Genomic DNA, 20,230 nt, shown 5'->3' with positions numbered 1-20,230 from the left:
TATCAAGATAATTTGAGTTGAAGACTTCTGAAAACAAAGTCATCTTTAATAATTATCAAAACATGGTATAATAGGTGCATGGCTAAAAGAAATCAACGTAAAAAAGTTGCTAAGAAAAAGCGACTCACTAAAGCAGATATTGACAAACAAAGAGCACTTAAAAGAATGGCTCTTTCTATTTTAACAGGTATTGTTCTTGTTTTTGCAGCCCTTAAACTTGGGGTTTTTGGAATGACAGCGTATAATGTTATTCGATTTATGGTAGGAAGTCTGGCCTATCTCTTTATTTTTGCTATGGTCATTCATCTTTTTTTCTTTAAATGGCTACAAAAAAAAGAAGGTTTTATAGCAGGTTTTGTTATTCTTTTTATAGGATTACTTATTGAATGGCATGCTTATCTCTTTACTTTTCCAGCTTTAAAAGACAAAGAAGTTTTCACAAGCTCGGCTCGTTTAATAATGGCAGATTTACTACAGTTTAAAGTCGATGCCTTTTTGGGTGGTGGCATGTTTGGGGCACTCATCTATAAACCGGTTTCTTTTCTCTTTTCAAACCTAGGGGCCTTTTTGATTGGTGGTCTAGTCATTCTATTAGGTTTATTTTTGATGACACCATGGGATGTTTATGATGTCTCCAATTTCTTTAAAAATGTGATCTATAAACTTCATTTGAAACATCAAGAAAAAAAAGAGCAACGTTTTATCAAGCGAGAAGAAGAGAAGGCTCTGGCAGAGCAAGAACGACTTGAAAACGAGCGACTGGAGCAAGAAAAAGGAAGAGAAGAAGCTCTCTCAGCTCTTGAGAGAACGCCTCTTTCAGTCGATCCAGAAACAGGTGAGATTTTTGATGAGCAAGCTTCTTTTGACACAATAGCTTCTGAGCCAGAAATTATTGCTTATCACTCTCATCCAGATAGTGATGAGGAAACCATTTCCTTGGATGACTTTGATGGAAGTTTAAGCTTAAAAATTCAAGAGGAAAGAGTTCCACAGAATAATAATAGTGAAGAAGAAAGTGATGATGAGCCGGTTGTGGTGGATTTCACACCTAAAGCAAATCTTCTTTATAAATTACCAACTATTGACTTATTTGCACCTGACAAGCCTAAAAATCAATCTAAAGAAAAAAATCTTGTGCGTAAAAATATTACAGTTCTTGAAGATACCTTCAAGAGTTTTGGAATAGACGTTAAGGTTGAGCGTGCTGAAATTGGGCCATCTGTAACAAAATATGAAATTAAGCCCGCCGTTGGGGTACGTGTCAATAGAATTTCGAATCTTTCAGATGATTTAGCTTTAGCACTTGCTGCAAAAGATGTTCGTATTGAAGCTCCAATTCCTGGTAAGTCCCTTGTTGGTATTGAAGTGCCAAATTCAGAAATTGCAACAGTTTCATTCCGAGAACTTTGGGAGCAGTCTAATACATCTGAGGATAAGCTTCTAGAAGTCCCTCTTGGAAAAGCAGTTAATGGTATGGCCAGAAGCTTTGATTTAACACGAATGCCTCATCTACTAGTTGCTGGTTCAACAGGTTCTGGGAAATCAGTTGCTGTTAATGGCATTATCTCAAGTATTTTGATGAAAGCACGACCTGATCAAGTCAAATTCTTGATGATTGATCCTAAAATGGTTGAACTTTCCGTTTATAACGATATTCCTCACTTACTCATTCCAGTTGTTACAAATCCTCGTAAAGCCAGCAAGGCTTTGCAAAAAGTTGTTGATGAAATGGAAAACCGTTATGAACTCTTTAGTAAAGTAGGGGTTCGCAATATTGCAGGATATAATGCTAAAGTCGAAGAATATAACAGTCAATCAGAACAAAAGCAAATTCCTTTGCCATTAATTGTTGTTATTGTGGATGAATTAGCTGACTTGATGATGGTAGCAAGTAAAGAAGTTGAAGATGCTATTATTCGTTTAGGGCAAAAAGCCCGTGCTGCTGGTATTCATATGATTCTTGCAACACAAAGGCCATCTGTTGATGTTATTTCTGGTTTAATTAAAGCCAATGTTCCATCTCGAATTGCTTTTGCGGTATCATCTGGTACTGATAGTAGGACCATTTTAGATGTTAACGGTGCGGAAAAACTGCTAGGCCGTGGTGATATGCTCTTTAAACCTATAGATGAGAACCATCCTGTTCGCTTGCAAGGGTCCTTTATTTCAGATGATGATGTTGAACGTATTGTTGGTTTCATTAAGGAACAAGCTGAGGCTGATTATGATGAGTCCTTTGATCCTGGTGAAGTCACAGAGGCAGATATGGCTTCTGTTTCAGGAGATGTATCAGAAGGAGATCCTTTATTTGAAGAAGCGAAAGCTCTTGTTTTAGAAACACAAAAAGCTTCAGCTTCAATGATTCAAAGACGCTTGTCGGTTGGGTTTAACCGTGCAACCAGATTAATGGATGAATTGGAAGAAGCTGGAGTTATTGGCCCTGCTGAAGGAACAAAACCACGCAAGGTATTACAAACAAACTAAAAAATCTTAGCCGCATGGCCAAGATTTTTTTATACTATAAAAACGTAACAAGCTAAAAGGATGTAAGACAAAGAAGTGATGAGAAAACCAATTCTCCAAAATAGTTTCATAAATCTGTGGTAGGTAAATTGCTGACTTTTGAAAACCAATATTAAAGTAATAATCAAGGCTAGAAGCGACATCATTATTAGATAATGAGGCAAGAGACTATGTGATAAAAATTTACCAGATACTAAAAAGAGTTCTAAACCAAAAAAGACAAGAGCAAGGTCCGGAAATTTAAGACCATATCTTCCTAGTCTAAAAAAAGAAACCATTATATGTGAAAAAAGTGGTGTTAAAATAATAAAAGCCAAGGCTATCAATTTATAAGTCATCATAATTCTATTTTATACTCTTTTAGATGATTTGTAAATTTATTCTCCGTTTTTCTAATGGTGATAGGTGACATTTTTTGCTAAATTCTCAAAGTAAGTTCCACCTCTAGTAGAAATGGAATTTAGTCTGATAAAAACCAATAAAAACCAACGAAAATCCGTCTCAGACTTCTTCCGTTGGTTTTTATAATGCTTGATTTCATAGGTTTTCAGAGTTAAAAATCGCAAAAAAAGGGTACAAGAAAACCTCCTCATCTGAAAGCGTTTCAGATTAAGTTCCGCTATGGTGGAAGTTAGTGTGAGACGTTTGAGGGAATTAGATTTATATTTTTATATTAGATTTTGTCTTTCAAGAGTATCGGAGATTGGCAGACTTTCGCTGCCGGAATTTTAGTAATGCCAAGTAGACTGGCGACATTTTCTCCATATGTAAAGCAGAATAGTTCATAAGCAGACTTTCCGTTTAGAGACTGCCTTTTCACGCTGTTGATATGCGATAGGGTTAGATTGATATCTTCTTGAGTTAGCGTATCAAATGATGTTCCTTTGGGAAGTATATCTCTGATGAGGGTATGATTCTTCTCGATTCTAGCTTTTTGGTCAGAACGGTTTGGGTCACAGAAGAAGAGCTGAGACTGTCCTTTGACGTCAATCTCGATTTCATCTACTCTAGCGAATTCTCCCCCGTTATCTGTTAGGATGACTGGAAATAACTCAAAGAAGTCCACATGATTGTCATAGAGTGTCCTCTTAATGGCTTGGATGTGTTTAGCTGTCTCAATAGCTGTTTTAGAGTCCATCAGTTTGGCAAAGATGAAGTTACAAAAGGAGACATTGAAAGTCAGAAGAACCTTTCCTCCAACCCGTCCAATGACTGTATCCATCTCAAGCCAGGAGCTGAGTTCTGTCTGGTTCATGTAGTCTAAGAAGTCCTCGTAACGTCTCCCTTCTTTGTTGGCTTTGGGAATAGGAGGAAGCGTCATTTTACGTCTTTGCTTGAACTTCACAGCTCTAGGCAGATCGATAGGTGCGATAGATAAGTAGCCTTTCTTGATATGGCGATAAACAGTTGAAGAACTGACATCAAGCTTATTTGTTTTGAGGATGTGATAGATACGCTGTCCCTTTTTGACTCCTTTAGAAACTACCTTGTCCATCTCCCAAAAGGTTTCTTTATTAAGTGGAGTACCTTCTCTGGCTTGGACAAGGAGTTGTTCGTAGTTTTTCTGAGCTTGCTTAGCATAATAGAAGATTTTCTTGTAACCGCAGTTGATTCTCCTTTTTGGGCACCCATTACAAACATAGGGAGCTTTTTTCAAGAGGGGACAATCTAGACAGTTCTTAGAACCATCTCTGAATTGCTTATTTCGTTTGACTTCCTTAGCGATTGTAGTAGGGTCTTTCTGGAGTTTTAGTCCAATGGATTTAAAGGTTTCTCCTCTATCCAAACCTGATTGGACGTCGTTACGGTCTGAGAGGGTTAAGTGTTTATGTTTTGTCAAGATAGATATTCTCATTTCTAACTCAAACGTCTCAGACTTAATTCCACCATAAAAATCCTTCTCACACTAACTTCCGGTTTTTAACCCTAAGTGGAACTTACTTTGAGAAATTACATTAGTCGATTTTTTACTGAACCAATGATTTTTTACTTGAAAAAAATTATTTTTGATGTATAATAGTAAGGTATGCTATAGCATATATGTGGGAGGTAAAAATCTTAATTACCGCCAAAACCACAACAGGAGGATTTTAAAAATGGCTAAAAAAGTCGAAAAACTTGTAAAACTTCAAATCCCTGCTGGTAAAGCAACTCCAGCTCCACCAGTTGGACCAGCCCTTGGTCAAGCAGGTATCAACATCATGGGATTCACTAAAGAATTTAATGCTCGTACAGCTGACCAAGCTGGAATGATCATCCCAGTTGTTATCACAGTTTTTGAAGATAAATCATTCGAATTTGTAACGAAAACACCACCAGCTGCTGTTCTTTTGAAAAAAGCTGCAGGAGTTGAAAAAGGATCAGGTACACCTAACAAAACTAAAGTTGCATCAGTTACTCGTGCGCAAGTACAAGAAATTGCTGAAACTAAGATGCCAGATTTAAACGCTGCAAACATTGAGTCTGCAATGCGTATGATCGAAGGTACTGCTCGTTCTATGGGATTCACTATCGCTGACTAATCAGTAAGAGACCCTATTACCCGCACGACTTCATCATAAGAGATGAGTGACGTGGGAGATTTTAAAGCAAATCGATATGACCACATTACAAGGAGAATTTAAAAATGGCTAAAAAAAGCAAACAAATGCGTGCAGCACTTGAAAAAGTAGATAGCACTAAAGCATACAGCGTAGAAGAAGCTGTAGCACTCGTAAAAGAAACTAACTTCGCAAAATTTGATGCATCTGTAGAAGTTGCATACAACTTGAACATTGATGTTCGTAAAGCTGACCAACAAATCCGTGGTGCAATGGTATTGCCAAACGGAACTGGTAAAACACAACGTGTGCTTGTATTTGCACGTGGTGCAAAAGCTGAAGAAGCAAAAGCTGCTGGAGCAGACTTCGTAGGTGAAGATGATCTTGTTGCTAAAATCAATGGTGGATGGCTTGACTTTGATGTTGTTATTGCAACACCAGACATGATGGCTATCGTTGGACGTCTTGGACGTGTCCTTGGACCTCGTAACTTGATGCCAAACCCTAAAACTGGTACTGTAACTATGGATGTTACTAAAGCAGTTGAAGAATCAAAAGGTGGTAAAATCACTTACCGTGCCGACAAAGCTGGTAACGTTCAAGCTATCATCGGTAAAGTATCATTTGACGCTGATAAACTTGTTGAAAACTTTAAAGCATTCAACGATGTTATGGCTAAAGCTAAACCATCAACAGCAAAAGGTACTTACATGACTAACGTTTCAATTACATCAACACAAGGTGTTGGTATTAAAGTTGATCCAAGTTCATTATAATAACTTTTAAAGACTATCTTAGGATGGTCTTTTTTGTCGAAAGACTTTCAGAAAATGAAAAAAATTGTAAGGTCGTCTCAGTTATTCGCCTATTAAATTTCTATGATTTGTGGTAGAATAGTAAGGACAAAATAAGGAGAACATAAACGTGGAACCAAAATATAAACGAATTTTAATCAAACTATCTGGTGAGGCACTTGCAGGTGACAAAGGTGTTGGTATTGACATTCCAACAGTACAGTCAATCGCTAAAGAAATTGCTGAAGTTCATCAATCAGGTGTTGAAATTGCTGTTGTTATCGGTGGTGGAAATTTATGGAGAGGTGAACCTGCTGCTGCAGCTGGCATGGACCGTGTTCAAGCAGATTACACAGGTATGTTGGGAACTGTTATGAATGCTCTTGTCATGGCTGATAGTTTGCAACATTATGGTGTTGATACTCGTGTTCAAACTGCAATTCCAATGCAAAATGTTGCTGAATCTTATATTCGTGGGCGTGCCCTTCGCCATTTAGAAAAAAGTCGTATTGTTATTTTTGGTGCTGGAATTGGCTCCCCTTATTTCTCAACAGATACGACTGCTGCTTTAAGAGCTGCTGAAATTGAAGCTGACGCTATTCTTATGGCTAAAAATGGTGTCGATGGTGTTTACAATGCAGACCCTAGAAAAGATGCTAATGCTGTGAAATTTGATGAATTAACCCATGGTGAAGTGATTAAACGCGGGCTTAAAATCATGGATGCAACAGCATCAACTCTGTCAATGGATAATGATATTGATTTAGTTGTCTTTAATATGAATGAAACAGGCAACATAAAACGTGTTGTGTTTGGTGAACATATCGGAACAACGGTTTCAAACAAAGCAAACGACGAACAATAACAGAAAACAAGGAGAAAAACTAAAAATGGCAAACCCAATTATTGAAAAAGCAAACGAACGTTTTGAGCAATCACATCACTCGTTATCACGAGAATATGCAGGTATTCGTGCAGGTCGTGCGAATGCAAGTTTATTAGACCGTATTCAAGTTGAATATTATGGTGCAATGACACCTCTTAACCAGTTGGCATCAATCACTGTTCCAGAAGCACGTGTATTGCTCATCTCACCATTTGACAAATCATCAATTAAAGAAATTGAGCGTGCCATTAATGCATCAGACCTAGGAATTACACCATCAAGTGATGGTTCTGTTATTCGTTTGGTTATTCCTGCTTTAACTGAAGAAACACGTAAGAGTCTAGCCAAAGATGTGAAAAAAGTTGGTGAAAATGCAAAAATTGCTATCCGTAATATCCGTCGTGATGCTATGGAAGAAGCAAAAAAACAAGAAAAAGCTAAAGAAATCACTGAAGATGAATTGAAATCATTGGAAAAAGATATTCAAAAAGCTACTGATGATGCTATCAAACACATTGATAGCATGACTGCTAACAAAGAAAAAGAACTTTTAGAAGTTTAATTATAGACTGCCCTAATAGGGTTAACAGGAAAATAAAAAGGAGGTAGGTCATCATTTCAGAAACTCTTGTTTTTGAAGGTGGCCTAGTTTTTCTAGAAAGAAAAAAAGAATGAACGATTTATTAGCAACAACAATTACAGGTTTGATTAGAGATGAAAATGACCATTCCTATTTTGTTCAAAAAGACGGGTTTATATTCAACCTTGCTAAAGCAGAAGGTGAGCATGAAGTTGGACAAATGGTGACAGGGTTTGCTTATTTAGACATAAAGCAAAAATTACGTTTAACAACAAAACCTATTAACGCAGGACTTGATTCTTATGGTTGGGGGCAGGTGACTGATATCCGACGTGATCTAGGGGTTTTTCTGGATATTGGCTTACCTGATAAGGAAGTTGTTGTGTCTTTAGACTTATTACCTGAAATGAAAGAATTATGGCCTAAAAAAGGTGATAAACTCTATGTCAGATTAGAAGTCGATAGCAAAGAACGCATGTGGGCTATTCCAGCTCAGCCGGAAGTTTTTCAAGAGATGTCAGATCCTGCTTATAACAACATGCAAAATCAAAATTGGCCGGCGATTGTTTATCGTCTAAAAATGAATGGTACATTTGTTTATTTACCTGAGAACAATATGCTTGGTTACATCCATCCAAGTGAACGCTATAATGAACCACGCTTGGGCCAAGTTTTAGATGCCCGTGTTATTGGGTTTAGAGAAGTTGATCGCACATTAAATTTATCATTGAAACCTCGTTCATTTGAAATGCTTGAAAATGATGCTCAAATGATTCTAACTTATTTGGAATCAAATGGCGGTTTTATGACCTTAAATGACAAATCTCATCCTGATGATATTAAAGCAACTTTTGGGATTTCAAAAGGGCAATTCAAAAAAGCACTTGGTGGTTTAATGAAAGTTAAGAAAATCAAACAAGATGTGAATGGAACAGAATTACTATAAACCAAAAAACTTTGCAGTCTGCAAAGTTTTTTGTTACAATAAATCAACAAATAAGGAGGATTCTTATGACACAGACATTGGAGAAAGCAATTTTTGCCGGCGGTTGTTTTTGGTGTATGGTAGAACCATTTGAAGAAAAGGAAGGGATTCTTTCTGTTCGTAGTGGTTATACTGCTGGACACACCGAAAATCCGACATATGAGCAAGTGTGCTCAAAACAAACAGGTCATACTGAGGCTGTTGAAATTATTTTTGACTCGTCTCAAGTTACCTATAAAGAATTACTTGATTTGTATTGGCAAATGACTGATCCAACGGATGCCATGGGGCAATTTGAGGATCGTGGGGATAATTATCGCCCGGTTATTTTTTATCTGAATCAGTCTCAAAAAGAATTGGCAGAGCAATCTAAGAAGGAGTTAGCTCAAGCAGCTATTTTTGATGCTCCAATTGTGACAACAATTGAAGAAGCACAGCCATTTTATCCCGCAGAAGAATACCATCAAGCATTTTACAGAAAAAATCCAGAACGCTATGCCCAATCAAGCAAAATCAGGCATGATTTTTTAGAGCGTACATGGCAAAACAAAGAGAAGAGGTAGAGTAAGTCCCTTGAGAAAATCATTTTATAGCTGGTTGATGACGCAACGTAATCCTAAATCTGATGAGCCGGTTGCTATTTTAGCAGATTTAGCTTTTGATGAAACCACATTTCCTAAACATACGGATGATTTTGATATTATCAGTTCTTATCTTGAAGATCAAGCCAGTTTTTCATTTAATCTTGGTCAATTTGATGCTATTTGGGAAGATTATTTGAGTCATTGATATGCTTGTTATTAATATCCTAGTCTTTGGGCTAGGCTTTTTTTAATCAATTGGACACATTTTAAAAAATGTCTAAATTCTTCCTTAGAAAAGCATTTTTTGTCTGCAGAAGAATGGTTTTAGGAGTAAAATACAGGTATATAAATCATTTTTTATAAGGAGGATTTTCGATGTATTATAGCAGTGGAAATTTTGAGGCTTTTGCTAGACCTAGAAAACCAAAGGGTGTTGATGACAAATCAGCCTATATTATTGGATCAGGTTTAGCTGGATTAGCAGCAGCTGTTTTTCTCATTAGGGATGGTCAAATGTCTGGTGAGAGAATTCATATATTAGAAGAGTTGCCATTGTCTGGTGGGTCTTTAGATGGTATTAAGCGTCCTGATATTGGTTTTGTCACTCGTGGTGGACGAGAAATGGAAAATCATTTTGAGTGTATGTGGGATATGTATCGGTCTATTCCTTCACTTGAAATCCCTGGTGCTTCTTATTTGGATGAATTCTATTGGTTGGATAAAGACGATCCGAATTCTTCTAACTGTCGTCTTATTCATAAAAGAGGACATCGTTTAGAGGATGATGGTTTGTTTACGCTTGGTGCTCACTCGAAAGAACTCATTAGTCTTGTCATGAAAACAGAAGAGTCTTTAGGGGAACTGACCATTGCTGATGTTTTTTCCGATGCTTTCTTTGACAGTAATTTTTGGACTTACTGGGCAACAATGTTTGCTTTTGAAAAATGGCATTCAGCTGTTGAAATGCGTCGTTATGCCATGAGGTTTATTCATCATATTGGTGGTTTACCAGATTTTACATCATTAAAATTCAATAAATACAATCAATATGATTCTATGGTAAAACCAATTATTAGTTACCTTGAGTCACATCATGTTGATATTCAATTTGATACTAAGGTTACCAATTTAAGTGTTGATTTTAAAGACGGCAAAAAAATGGTAACGGCCTTACATATGACTGTTGCTGGCCAGGCAGAAAAACGTCAACTTAGCCCAAATGATTTAGTGTTTGTGACAAATGGTTCCATTACAGAAAGTACAACCTATGGTAGTCATGATACTGTTGCTAAACCAACAAAAGACTTAGGTGGTTCATGGAATTTGTGGGAAAATCTTGCTGCTCAATCTGATGCATTTGGACATCCTAAGAAATTTTACAAAAATCTTCCAGATAAAAGTTGGTTTGTTTCAGCTACTGCAACAATCAAAGATCCTGCTATCGAACCATACATTGAACGTTTAACTCATCGTGATTTGCATGATGGTAAAGTCAATACCGGTGGTATTATTACCATTACAGATTCTAATTGGATGATGAGTTTTGCCATTCATAGACAACCTCATTTTAAAGAACAAAAAGACAATGAAACAATTGTTTGGATTTATGGACTTTACTCCAATGTTGAAGGCAATTTTGTAACTAAAAAAATTGAAGAGTGTACGGGACGTGAAATTACAGAAGAATTACTATACCATTTAGGTGTTCCGGAAAATAAAATCAAGACCCTTTCAGCTCAAGAATACATTAATACGGTTCCAGTTTACATGCCTTATATCACAAGTTACTTTATGCCTAGGGTAATGGGGGATAGACCAAAAGTAATCCCTGATGGCTCTGTTAACTTAGCCTTTATTGGTAATTTTGCAGAATCACCAACGAAAGATACTGTATTTACCACAGAATATTCAATTCGCACCGCAATGGAAGCTGTTTATAGCCTGTTGGATGTTGAAAGAGGTGTTCCAGAGGTCTTTAATTCTTGCTATGACATTCGAACACTTTTACAAGCTGTTTACCATTTAAATGACCATAAACAACTTGGAGAATTAGATTTACCAATTCCAAAATTAATTGAAAAAATTGGGCGTAAGAAAATTAAAGGAACTTATCTGGAAGAACTGTTAAAAGAAGCAAAATTAATTTAAAAAAGATTATTTATAACTGAAAACACATCCAAAAACGGATGTGTTTTTTACTATTCTTTAATTAATTCTTCTTCGTGTTTTGCAAGTAATAGATAACCGATAGCTGAGAAAGCAGATAAACCAGCTACAACAACATATGACCAAAACCAGCCAAAATTGTCTGCTAAGATTGGCATTAACCAGTTTGCTCCCATATTGCCAATTAAATAAGCTGTGACACCAACAAAGCCAATGGCAGTTCCAGCAACATTTAATGGAACGAAGTTGATGGTTAGGATATTAACAATTAATTGTGGCCCGTAGATAAGTGAGCCAAGGATACCTGAGATGATGAGTAACAAGACGTAATCAGGGGCTCCACTAGCTGTGATGTACTCATAAACAAAGACGATACCTGCCATAGCAAAGAGTCCAATCGCACCAATCTTAGCCATTTTATTGGGGTATTTTACAGCTAGCCATGCAAAAACAAGTGATCCAGGAATAGCGACCCATTCTAAAATAGAGATAGCAAAATGTATTTTAGCTTCAGATAGATTAGCAACCTCTGTTAAATAAATTGGCATCCAGTCTTCAATACCAAAACGAACAAAGTACAAAGCAACGTTTACTGCAGCAACAAGTAGTAATGAGGGATTGCAAAAAACATATTTCCAAATCAGTTGCCAATAAGAAAGGTTACTTTTTTCTTCTTCAGAAGCGACATTTGACTCACCAGCTTCGCCAAACATAGTACGTAAAGAATCGAGTCCCTCAGCCTCAGGATTGTCACCACCGAATTTCCAGCAAATCGCGGCAAATACGAGAACGAAAAGTCCTGGAATTAGGAATGCGAGTAAAATATTTCCTGTTTCAGGAACAACTAAACCAGCACTTGTAAAAGATGCGATAGTCAAAGGCAGAAGTGCAGAACCAGCATTTTGTGAAATGTTCCAACCAGCAATAGCGCCCCCTCTAGTTTTATTAGGGAAATAGTTAGCAATCATAGCTTGTGAAGCAGGAGCGAGTGCACCTTGAACGACACCACAAAGAAATAGTAAAATGCCAAGTGTTAGCATGGAAGTGTGGAAAAAACCAATTAAAATGCAAATTAAGGCACTGGCTCCCAAACTTGTTGCAAAGAGTTTTCGCAAACTAACACGGTCTCCTAAAGCTCCCATATAAAATTTAGCTAAACCATAAGAAACGGTAAGGCATGACAATAAGGTTGCAATTTGAGCTTTATCCCATCCATTTGTGATCATGATGGTGTTTGACATAAGTTTAAAATTGTTGCGCACTAAATAAGCACAGACATAACCAAAAAAGGCAATTAGAAAGACTACTTTTTGGCGCTTTAAAAACCGTGAGAAGCTTTCTGGATGTTCCTGTTCATAAGTATGATTCATAAATATCTCCTTTAAGTGTTTTGCTGGACAATTATGCGCATTAAAGTGTCATTGCAATTTAACATTCTAGCAAATAAATAAAACATTGTCAACGTTTTCATAAAAATAAAATGAGAAAATGTGAAAAAGATAGTGTTTCAAACAAAGGTAATTTCAGTTAATTTTCTAGAAATTTGTTATAATAGAGAAAAAAGAAACTAAAGAAAGAGGGACTCTATTTGCAAGAGTATTCTGTTGATATTACACTAAACCACCCAGATGATGTTCTGGCACTTTTTGGCACAAATGAGCGTCACTTAAAATTAATTGAAGATCATTTAGGAGTGATTATCCATGCCAGAACAGAGCGTGTGCAAGTCATAGGTGATGATCAAAAATCGGTTGAATTAGCCAGATTGACCATTCAAGCGCTCCTTATTCTTGTTGGTCGTGGCATGATTGTTAATACTTCAGACCTTGTTACAGCTTTGTCAATGGCTGAAAATGACAAGATTGATAAGTTTGTTGCACTGTATGAAGAAGAAATTATTAAAGACAATAGTGGTAAGCCAATCAGAGTTAAGACTCTAGGACAAAAACATTACAGTGATAGTGTTAAAAACCATGATGTGGTTTTTGGGATTGGTCCAGCAGGAACAGGTAAAACCTTCCTTGCCGTAACATTAGCTGTAACAGCCCTTAAAAAAGGTCAGGTAAAACGCATTATTTTAACGAGACCGGCAGTTGAAGCTGGTGAGAGTTTAGGATTTTTACCTGGTGATTTAAAAGAAAAAGTAGACCCTTATCTTCGACCAGTTTACGATGCTCTTTACCAGATTTTAGGAAAAGAACAAACAAGCCGTTTGATGGAAAGAGAAATCATCGAAATAGCTCCGCTAGCTTATATGCGTGGAAGAACATTAGATGATGCTTTTGTTATCTTAGATGAAGCGCAAAATACAACTATTATGCAAATGAAGATGTTTTTGACCCGACTTGGTTTTAATTCTAAAATGATTGTTAATGGTGACATTAGTCAAATTGATTTACCAAGGCAAGTTAAATCTGGTCTGATTGATGCTAGTCAAAAACTACAAGGTATCAAGGCCATTGATTTTATCTATTTTTCAGCTAAAGACGTGGTAAGACATCCAGTAGTTGCTGGCATTATTAAAGCTTATGAAAACAAGCCTGAGCAAGATGAACTTATTAGCGCCAGCCATTCTGAAAAAACTCAAGCTCAAAAATCAGGGTTAACAACTTATGAGGTTATTGGGCAATTGCCTGATGTCGATAATCACTAAAAAGCTCTTCTAACGAAGAGTTTTTTCTAAAAGGAGTTCTTATGGATGATATTTTCAAAGCCATTATGGCTGATCAGGATAATCAATCTTATACAGAAAAAGGAATTGAACCGCTTTATGCGGCTCCTAGGACGGCTCGTATTTTGATTGTAGGTCAAGCACCAGGTATTATCGCGCAAGAAACTCGGCTTTATTGGAACGATCGAAGTGGCATCAGGCTTAGAGAGTGGTTAGATGTCGATAATGACACTTTTTATCATTCTCAACTGTTTGGTTTTCTACCTATGGATTTTTACTATCCAGGTAAAGGGAAGTCTGGTGATTTGCCACCTAGGAAAGGTTTTGCTCTAAAATGGCATCAGAAACTTATTGAGACTATGCCGGATTTAAAACTGATTATTTTAGTTGGACACTATGCACAAAAATACTATCTTGGACAGAATTGTCAAGAGAACCTAACGAAGACGGTTAAACACTATAAAGATTACCTTCCTGACTTTTTTCCTTTGGTCCATCCTTCTCCTAGAAATCAGCTTTGGATGAAAAAGAATGCCTGGTTTTTAGAAGAAGTCATTCCTTCTTTACAAGCATTAGTAAGAGATATCCTATCTTAAAATGAGACAACTGGGAGACTTGCGAGGGAATTCCCTTTTTTGAGCTGCTTATGGTATAATAAGACAATACTATCAATTGAAAGAAGACGTAAATGTATATCGAGATGATTGACGAAACAGGCTTTGTTTCGCAAGAGATTATGAAGCAAACAACTGATTTGCTTAACTTTGCCGCCCAAAAAATGGGAAAAGAAGAAAAAGAAATGTCCGTCACATTTGTGACCAACGAACGTAGTCATGAATTGAATTTAGAATACCGTGATACGGATCGTCCAACGGATGTTATTTCCTTAGAATATAAACCTGAGACTCCCATTTTATTTGACCAAGCTGATCTTGAAAATGATCCTGAACTAGCAGAAATGTTGTCTGAGTTTGATGCTTATATTGGTGAATTGTTTATTTCAATTGATAAGGCAAAAGAACAAGCAAGTGAGTATGGTCATTCCTTTGAGCGAGAAATGGGTTTCTTAGCTGTTCACGGCTTTTTGCATATTAATGGCTATGATCATTACACGCCAGAAGAAGAAAAAGAAATGTTCACACTACAGGAAGAGATTTTGACTGCTTATGGCCTTAAACGACAATAATTCCAAACGTAAATGGAAAAACAGAACCATTATGTCCAGCTTAGAATTTGCTCTGACAGGGATAGTGACGGCAATTGGTGAAGAAAGAAACCTCAAAAATCATCTTTTTTCGGCTATCTTAACCTTATTAGCTGGTCTTGTTTTTAGAATTTCTGCTATAGAATGGCTCTTTCTCTTTTTAGCTATTTTTTTAGTGATAGCTTTTGAGATTGTCAATTCTGCCATTGAAAATGTGGTTGATTTAGCGAGTGACTACCATTTCTCCATGCTTGCTAAAAAAGCAAAAGACATGGCAGCAGGAGCAGTTCTTGTTATGTCAGGATATGCTGTTATTACAGGATTAATTATTTTTTTACCGAAACTCATTTATATGTTTTTTAGGAAATAGTCTTTAGTGTCACATGAGCTAAGAAGCTCAGCAATGACAGACCAAGGGTCTGTTCAAAGAAAAGAAAGGAAGAGGTGAGACTTGATGCTGTTAAAGGCTAATAAGACAGTACCTCTGTATATTAAGAATGACTTTTAAATCAGGATTCGTTGCTATTTTAGGACGACCAAATGTTGGAAAATCAACTTTTTTAAACCATGTAATGGGGCAAAAAATTGCTATTATGAGTGATAAGGCTCAGACCACTCGTAATAAAATTATGGGTATCTATACTACTGAGACTGAGCAGATTGTTTTTATTGATACCCCTGGAATCCACAAGCCTAAAACTGCTTTGGGTGATTTTATGGTGGAGTCGGCATATAGTACTTTGCGAGAAGTTGATACGGTTTTGTTTATGGTTCCTGCTGATGAAAAACGTGGTAAGGGCGATGAGATGATAATGGAACGCCTAAAAGCTGCTAAAGTTCCTGTTATCTTGGTAATTAATAAAATCGATAAGGTACATCCAGATCAACTTTTGGAACAAATTGATGATTTCAGAAGCCATATGGATTTCAAAGAAGTTGTGCCAATTTCAGCTCTTCAAGGTAATAATGTTGAAACCCTCTTACAGTTATTGACTGATAATTTAGATGAAGGCTTCCAATACTTCCCAGAAGATCAAATCACAGATCATCCCGAACGTTTCCTTGTTTCAGAAATGATTCGTGAAAAAGTCTTGCATTTAACCAAACAAGAAATTCCTCACTCAGTTGCTGTTGTTATTGAGTCAATGAAACGTGATGAAGAAACTGACAAAGTTCATATCCGTGCAACGATAATGGTAGAGCGTGATAGTCAAAAAGGCATTATTATTGGTAAGCAAGGAGCCATGCTTAAGAAAATTGGTAAAATGGCTCGCCGTGACATCGAAATCATGTTGGGAGATAAAGTTTACCTTGAAACTTGGGTAAAAGTTAAAAAGAACTGGCGTGATAAAAAACTTGACCTAGCAGACTTTGGCTATAACCAAAAAGAATATTAACAATTGAAAATAGGATAAAACACCTCTAAGTTAAACGGATTTAGAGGTGTTTTTAGAATAATGAAGAAAAGATGACTAAAGATTATATTTCATATATCCGTTCTAAAGTGGGACACGATAAGGTTATTTTAACTTTTGCAGGAGGTATTTTAGAAAATGAGGATGGACAGATTTTACTTCAACTTCGAGGAGATAAGCACACTTGGGCAATTCCAGGTGGAGCTCAAGAACTTGGTGAGTCTACCTTAGACACCTGTATTCGAGAATTTTATGAGGAAACTGGTATCCAAGTTGAAGTTCTTCGTTTTCTCAATATTTACAGTAATTTCGAAGAAATTTATCCAAATGGTGATCAGGTCCAAACATTGGTCTGTCTCTATCACGTTAAAGCAAAGCATCCAATTAATATTGAAAGCTTTAGCAACACAGAGACTTTAAAACTGAAATTCTTCTCACCAAGTGAAATAGCAGAGCTTGTGACTTTATCAGATAAACACCAACTGATGTTAAAAGAATACCTAACTGATGATTTTAAGTTGGGCTGGTGAGATATTATAGTAATCAAACACAGTAAACATGCTGTGTTTTTTGTTTTGCCTATAAAACCTGAAATTATTGACTTATAGGCAAAAAAAGAAAACAATGGTAAAATATATTTTATCATTTAAATGGCAAAACATTAATGTTATGAGAAAAAATTCGAATAGATAGATATGGGAATAACAAAGTAATAGAAATGAGGTTCATGATGAGGAAACGAAAAGTTAGTCTTTTTATATTATTAGTTAGCATATTTATTTCAACAAGCAGTGTATTTGCGGGATCTAGACAGATTGGACAACTATCACAATTTCGAATTACACCTAGCTTTACAGGGACAGGGTATTTGAAAAAAATGAATGATAGTTACTATGTTGTTAATTTAGATTCAAAGAAGCCTCAAATTAGAGTAAAACATTACCTAGCAAATTCTCAGGGGATTAGAAGAAGTGATGTTGATTTAACTTGGACTGGTCAAAGAGGTGTGTACACAAATTTTGCGAAAAGTCATTATATTTATAACTTAAACTTAGCTAGAGAAAACTTCTGGGATAACGGATTCTTTATTGATGGTAGTTGGTCTCCAGATTCAAAATAGTAGTACTTAGATCATAACGTTTATTTGTTATTCCCGCTATTAAAGGAGAAAAAATGATACTTTTCAAATTATTGCCCTATAAAAAATGGTATATTTTACTTTGTTTGGTATTTTCCATATTAATTTATCATCAAGTGATTTCTCATATGATATTTTTTGATGACAAAGCTTTTGACTTAGTTCAAATTCAAGGAGAATCAGTTAAATTAAAATTGATTTATGGACTTTTGTCATTAAATAATAGTCTTTTTGAATATAATTTTTTTCAAGCATTTTTACTACCTTTGCTTATTCTTTTTATTGGTAAAATATATGATTAGAAAGTTCTAAAATGAAGTTAGCCATCTGAGGGTATGAAAAAACATCTCAAAGAGATATACTTGTAGTTCACCACAAACACAAGATAGGACACTTTGAGATGCATGAACATTATACACCAAAAGGAAAACATTTGACAATAGCTGAGCGTTACTTCATCGAGAAATGGAAGTCAGAAGGAAAGTCCAATAGAGCCATCGCTAACTTGCTAGGTAAAGCGCCTCAAACCATTCATAATGAGGTTAAACGAGGACTTGTCAGACAACAAATTCGTAAAGGTAAATTTGAAATGATTTATCAAGCTGACTACGCTCAAGCTAGCTATGAGAATAAACGACGAAATTCTATTCGTTCTATTGGCTTGGATAAAGATACGAAAGAGAGGATTCTGCACTATATGAGGCAGAACTTTTCACCTGAAATGATGGTGAAGTCGAAAGGTATAGCTGTTCCTGTTTCAACCATCTATTATTGGATTCATAACGGACACCTTGGCATCCATTCTGATCACATCTTGTATCCAAGGAAAAGAAAGGGAAAATCAAAGAAGGCTAGCCCTCGTTTCAAACCTGCTGGTCAATCCATTGAGAAAAGACCTGATGCGATTAATCGTAGACTTGAAAATGGGCATTATGAAATTGATACGGTTATTCTAACAAGGGCTAAGAATGAATGTCTACTAACTCTAACAGACCGCCGTAGTCGTCACCAGATTATCAGACTCATTCCGGATAAGTCTGCTCAGTCGGTCAATCATGCCTTAGAAAGTATAGTAAAGACTCACCCTATTCACTCTATTACAGCTGATAACGGAACTGAATTCAACAGACTTTCTCTTGTCTTTCCAAAAGAAGATATCTACTACGCACATCCCTACGCTTCCTGGGAAAGGGGAACGAATGAGAACCATAACAGACTGATCAGAAGATGGTTACCTAAAGGAACAAAGAAAACGACCCAAAGAGAGGTCGCATTCATTGAAAATTGGATAAACAACTATCCTAAGAAAATATTAGACTACAAATCTCCTAAAGAGTTTTTAACCGCTGGCTAACTTGGACTTGAAATTTAGCTAAAATATATGATTACCTAAAAAATAGGTATTGTCGCTATTTTTTAGGCAGATCTCAAAAGTACTTGGTAGTGTAAAATATCTTGTGTAAACACAAAAAAGGAATAAATCCTGTATAGTAGAGTTACGACACTTCACTAGAAAGAGATTTATTCCCATGACTCAGTTTACCACAGAATTACTTAACTTCCTAGCGCAAAAACAAGATATTGATGAATTCTTTCGATCCTCTTTAGAAATAGCTATGAATGATCTCTTGCAGGTTGAACTATCAGCTTTCCTTGGATATGAGCCATATAAAAAAGAAGGTTACAATACAGGTAATAGCCGTAATGGGACCTACTCTCGACAGTTTGAAACGAAGTATGGCTTAGTCAATTTAATCATTCCAAGAGATCGAAACGGCGAGTTTTCACCAGTTTTATTACCATCTTATGCTAGACGAGATGACCACTTGGAAGAGATGGTGATTAAACTCTATCAAACTGGCGTTACGACACGCGAAATCAGTGACATTATTGAGCGCATGTATGGTCACCACTACAGTCCAGCAACGGTGTCAAATATCACAAAAGTGACTCAAGAAAGTGTCACTGCCTTTCATGAGCGTTCCTTTCAAACTAACTACTCAGTCTTGTATCTAGACGGAACTTACTTACCCTTGCGACGAGGTACGGTCAGTAAAGAATGTATTCACATTGCACTTGGTATCACGCCTGAAGGGTATAAATCAGTTCTTGGCTATGAGATTGCCCCTAATGAAAATAATGTCTCTTGGTCAGATCTTCTTAAGAGGCTACAAAATCAAGGACTTAAGCAAGTTTCTCTAGTTGTTACAGACGGGCTTAACGGTGTGGATCAAATCATCCAACAAGCCTATCCAATGGCTAAACAGCAACGGTGTCTGGTTCACATTGGTCGCAATATCTCCAGTAAGGTCAAACGAGTAGATAGGGCACCTATTCTAAATCAGTTCAAGCAGATTTATCGTGCCACAAATTTACAGGAGGCTATTAAATTATTGGAACAATTTGTTTCTGAGTGGAAACCTCGTTACAAAAAGGTTATGACATCACTTGAAACAACTGAAAATCTCCTAACTTTCTATCAATTTCCACATCACATTTGGTCTAGTATTTACTCTACAAACTTGATTGAATCACTCAATAAAGAAATCAAGCGACAAAGCAAGAAGAGGGTGGTTTTTCCAAATGAAGAAGCCTTAGAACGATGCCTTGTAAGTATTTTCGAAGACTATAACATTAAGTTCGGAGCTCGTATTCATAAAGGATTCGGAGTATGTTTTGACACACTTGATAGCTTATTTGACTAATATTCAAAAACTCTACTCTTGTGTTTACACAAAATTATT

22 protein-coding genes are annotated in these 20,230 nt (G+C 36.4%); 19 read left to right on the top strand and 3 right to left on the bottom strand.

From position 1 onward, the window contains the following. Window positions 1-78 precede the first annotated feature (78 nt). Window positions 79-2,484, top strand: a complete 2,406-nt coding sequence (locus Q9317_RS07390) for an FtsK/SpoIIIE family DNA translocase (protein ID WP_003101470.1) — start codon at window positions 79-81, stop codon at window positions 2,482-2,484. Between the two features lie 29 nt (window positions 2,485-2,513). Here the strand turns inward: Q9317_RS07390 and Q9317_RS07385 are convergent, their stop codons facing one another. Beyond that, a complete protein-coding gene (locus Q9317_RS07385; protein ID WP_003101461.1) occupies window positions 2,514-2,864 on the bottom strand; it encodes a DUF3397 family protein in 351 nt (116 codons plus the stop codon). 332 nt (window positions 2,865-3,196) lie between these two features. Continuing rightward, a complete protein-coding gene (locus tag Q9317_RS07380; protein WP_003099776.1) occupies window positions 3,197-4,363 on the bottom strand; it encodes an IS30 family transposase in 1,167 nt (388 codons plus the stop codon). A 256-nt stretch (window positions 4,364-4,619) separates the two neighbouring features. Here Q9317_RS07380 and rplK point away from each other — a divergent pair, with 256 nt between their 5' ends. The 8 genes from rplK to Q9317_RS07340 all read left to right on the top strand — a co-directional run bounded on the left by rplK (window position 4,620) and on the right by Q9317_RS07340 (window position 11,040). Continuing rightward, complete coding sequence (gene rplK / locus Q9317_RS07375; RefSeq protein ID WP_003101459.1) at window positions 4,620-5,045, top strand: 50S ribosomal protein L11; 426 nt, start codon at window positions 4,620-4,622, stop codon at window positions 5,043-5,045. Between the two features lie 104 nt (window positions 5,046-5,149). Then, window positions 5,150-5,839: a 50S ribosomal protein L1 gene (rplA, locus tag Q9317_RS07370; RefSeq protein WP_003101458.1), complete on the top strand. Its 690-nt coding sequence runs from the start codon at window positions 5,150-5,152 to the stop codon at window positions 5,837-5,839. A gap of 148 nt (window positions 5,840-5,987) precedes the next feature. Further along, window positions 5,988-6,722, top strand: a complete 735-nt coding sequence (gene pyrH, locus Q9317_RS07365) for a UMP kinase (protein WP_003101454.1) — start codon at window positions 5,988-5,990, stop codon at window positions 6,720-6,722. Window positions 6,723-6,747: 25 nt separating this feature from the next. Continuing rightward, window positions 6,748-7,305, top strand: a complete 558-nt coding sequence (gene frr / locus Q9317_RS07360; RefSeq protein WP_003101453.1) for a ribosome recycling factor — start codon at window positions 6,748-6,750, stop codon at window positions 7,303-7,305. Between the two features lie 109 nt (window positions 7,306-7,414). Further along, window positions 7,415-8,269 (top strand): CvfB family protein, encoded by an 855-nt coding sequence (locus Q9317_RS07355; protein ID WP_003101451.1) that lies wholly within the window; start codon window positions 7,415-7,417, stop codon window positions 8,267-8,269. A gap of 77 nt (window positions 8,270-8,346) precedes the next feature. Further along, complete coding sequence (gene msrA, locus Q9317_RS07350; RefSeq protein ID WP_031239310.1) at window positions 8,347-8,871, top strand: peptide-methionine (S)-S-oxide reductase MsrA; 525 nt, start codon at window positions 8,347-8,349, stop codon at window positions 8,869-8,871. Window positions 8,872-8,881: 10 nt separating this feature from the next. Further along, window positions 8,882-9,097, top strand: coding sequence for a YozE family protein (locus Q9317_RS07345; RefSeq protein ID WP_017794750.1), 216 nt, complete (start codon window positions 8,882-8,884; stop codon window positions 9,095-9,097). A 170-nt stretch (window positions 9,098-9,267) separates the two neighbouring features. After that, window positions 9,268-11,040 carry an oleate hydratase gene (locus tag Q9317_RS07340; protein ID WP_016356091.1) on the top strand — a complete coding sequence of 591 codons (1,773 nt, stop codon included), beginning with the start codon at window positions 9,268-9,270 and terminating at the stop codon, window positions 11,038-11,040. Window positions 11,041-11,090: 50 nt separating this feature from the next. On the opposite strand, the gene Q9317_RS07335 is transcribed toward Q9317_RS07340, so the two are convergent. Further along, complete coding sequence (locus tag Q9317_RS07335; protein ID WP_003101438.1) at window positions 11,091-12,428, bottom strand: MFS transporter; 1,338 nt, start codon at window positions 12,426-12,428, stop codon at window positions 11,091-11,093. Window positions 12,429-12,646: 218 nt separating this feature from the next. On the opposite strand from Q9317_RS07335, the gene Q9317_RS07330 reads away from it, so the two are divergent. The 10 genes from Q9317_RS07330 (at window position 12,647) to Q9317_RS07285 (ending at window position 20,191) form a co-directional block, all read left to right on the top strand. Beyond that, window positions 12,647-13,711: a PhoH family protein gene (locus Q9317_RS07330; protein ID WP_003101437.1), complete on the top strand. Its 1,065-nt coding sequence runs from the start codon at window positions 12,647-12,649 to the stop codon at window positions 13,709-13,711. 41 nt (window positions 13,712-13,752) lie between these two features. Continuing rightward, the gene (locus Q9317_RS07325; RefSeq protein WP_003101435.1) at window positions 13,753-14,325 is read left to right on the top strand and encodes a uracil-DNA glycosylase family protein; all 573 of its coding nucleotides are present in this window, start codon (window positions 13,753-13,755) and stop codon (window positions 14,323-14,325) included. Between the two features lie 92 nt (window positions 14,326-14,417). After that, the gene (ybeY, locus tag Q9317_RS07320; RefSeq protein WP_003101433.1) at window positions 14,418-14,915 is read left to right on the top strand and encodes an rRNA maturation RNase YbeY; all 498 of its coding nucleotides are present in this window, start codon (window positions 14,418-14,420) and stop codon (window positions 14,913-14,915) included. After that, window positions 14,896-15,303 carry a diacylglycerol kinase family protein gene (locus Q9317_RS07315; protein WP_003101429.1) on the top strand — a complete coding sequence of 136 codons (408 nt, stop codon included), beginning with the start codon at window positions 14,896-14,898 and terminating at the stop codon, window positions 15,301-15,303. Before ybeY ends, Q9317_RS07315 begins: the two co-directional genes overlap by 20 nt. 127 nt (window positions 15,304-15,430) lie before the next feature. Continuing rightward, the gene (gene era, locus Q9317_RS07310; protein WP_003101428.1) at window positions 15,431-16,330 is read left to right on the top strand and encodes a GTPase Era; all 900 of its coding nucleotides are present in this window, start codon (window positions 15,431-15,433) and stop codon (window positions 16,328-16,330) included. Between the two features lie 71 nt (window positions 16,331-16,401). Beyond that, a complete protein-coding gene (locus tag Q9317_RS07305; RefSeq protein ID WP_003101426.1) occupies window positions 16,402-16,878 on the top strand; it encodes an NUDIX hydrolase in 477 nt (158 codons plus the stop codon). A 200-nt stretch (window positions 16,879-17,078) separates the two neighbouring features. Beyond that, window positions 17,079-17,468 carry a hypothetical protein gene (locus tag Q9317_RS07300; RefSeq protein ID WP_003101424.1) on the top strand — a complete coding sequence of 130 codons (390 nt, stop codon included), beginning with the start codon at window positions 17,079-17,081 and terminating at the stop codon, window positions 17,466-17,468. A gap of 53 nt (window positions 17,469-17,521) precedes the next feature. Then, complete coding sequence (locus Q9317_RS07295) at window positions 17,522-17,788, top strand: hypothetical protein (RefSeq protein WP_259458747.1); 267 nt, start codon at window positions 17,522-17,524, stop codon at window positions 17,786-17,788. Window positions 17,789-17,886: 98 nt separating this feature from the next. Continuing rightward, complete coding sequence (locus Q9317_RS07290; RefSeq protein ID WP_003098612.1) at window positions 17,887-18,840, top strand: IS30 family transposase; 954 nt, start codon at window positions 17,887-17,889, stop codon at window positions 18,838-18,840. A gap of 175 nt (window positions 18,841-19,015) precedes the next feature. Continuing rightward, window positions 19,016-20,191, top strand: coding sequence for an IS256 family transposase (locus tag Q9317_RS07285; protein ID WP_003099060.1), 1,176 nt, complete (start codon window positions 19,016-19,018; stop codon window positions 20,189-20,191). The last annotated feature ends 39 nt before the right edge of the window (window positions 20,192-20,230 follow it).

It is taken from the genome of Streptococcus iniae (assembly GCF_030732225.1).
Lineage (GTDB): Bacteria > Bacillota > Bacilli > Lactobacillales > Streptococcaceae > Streptococcus > Streptococcus iniae.
Note: the sequence above shows the minus strand (reverse complement) of the source record. Positions and strands in the feature narration are given on the sequence as shown.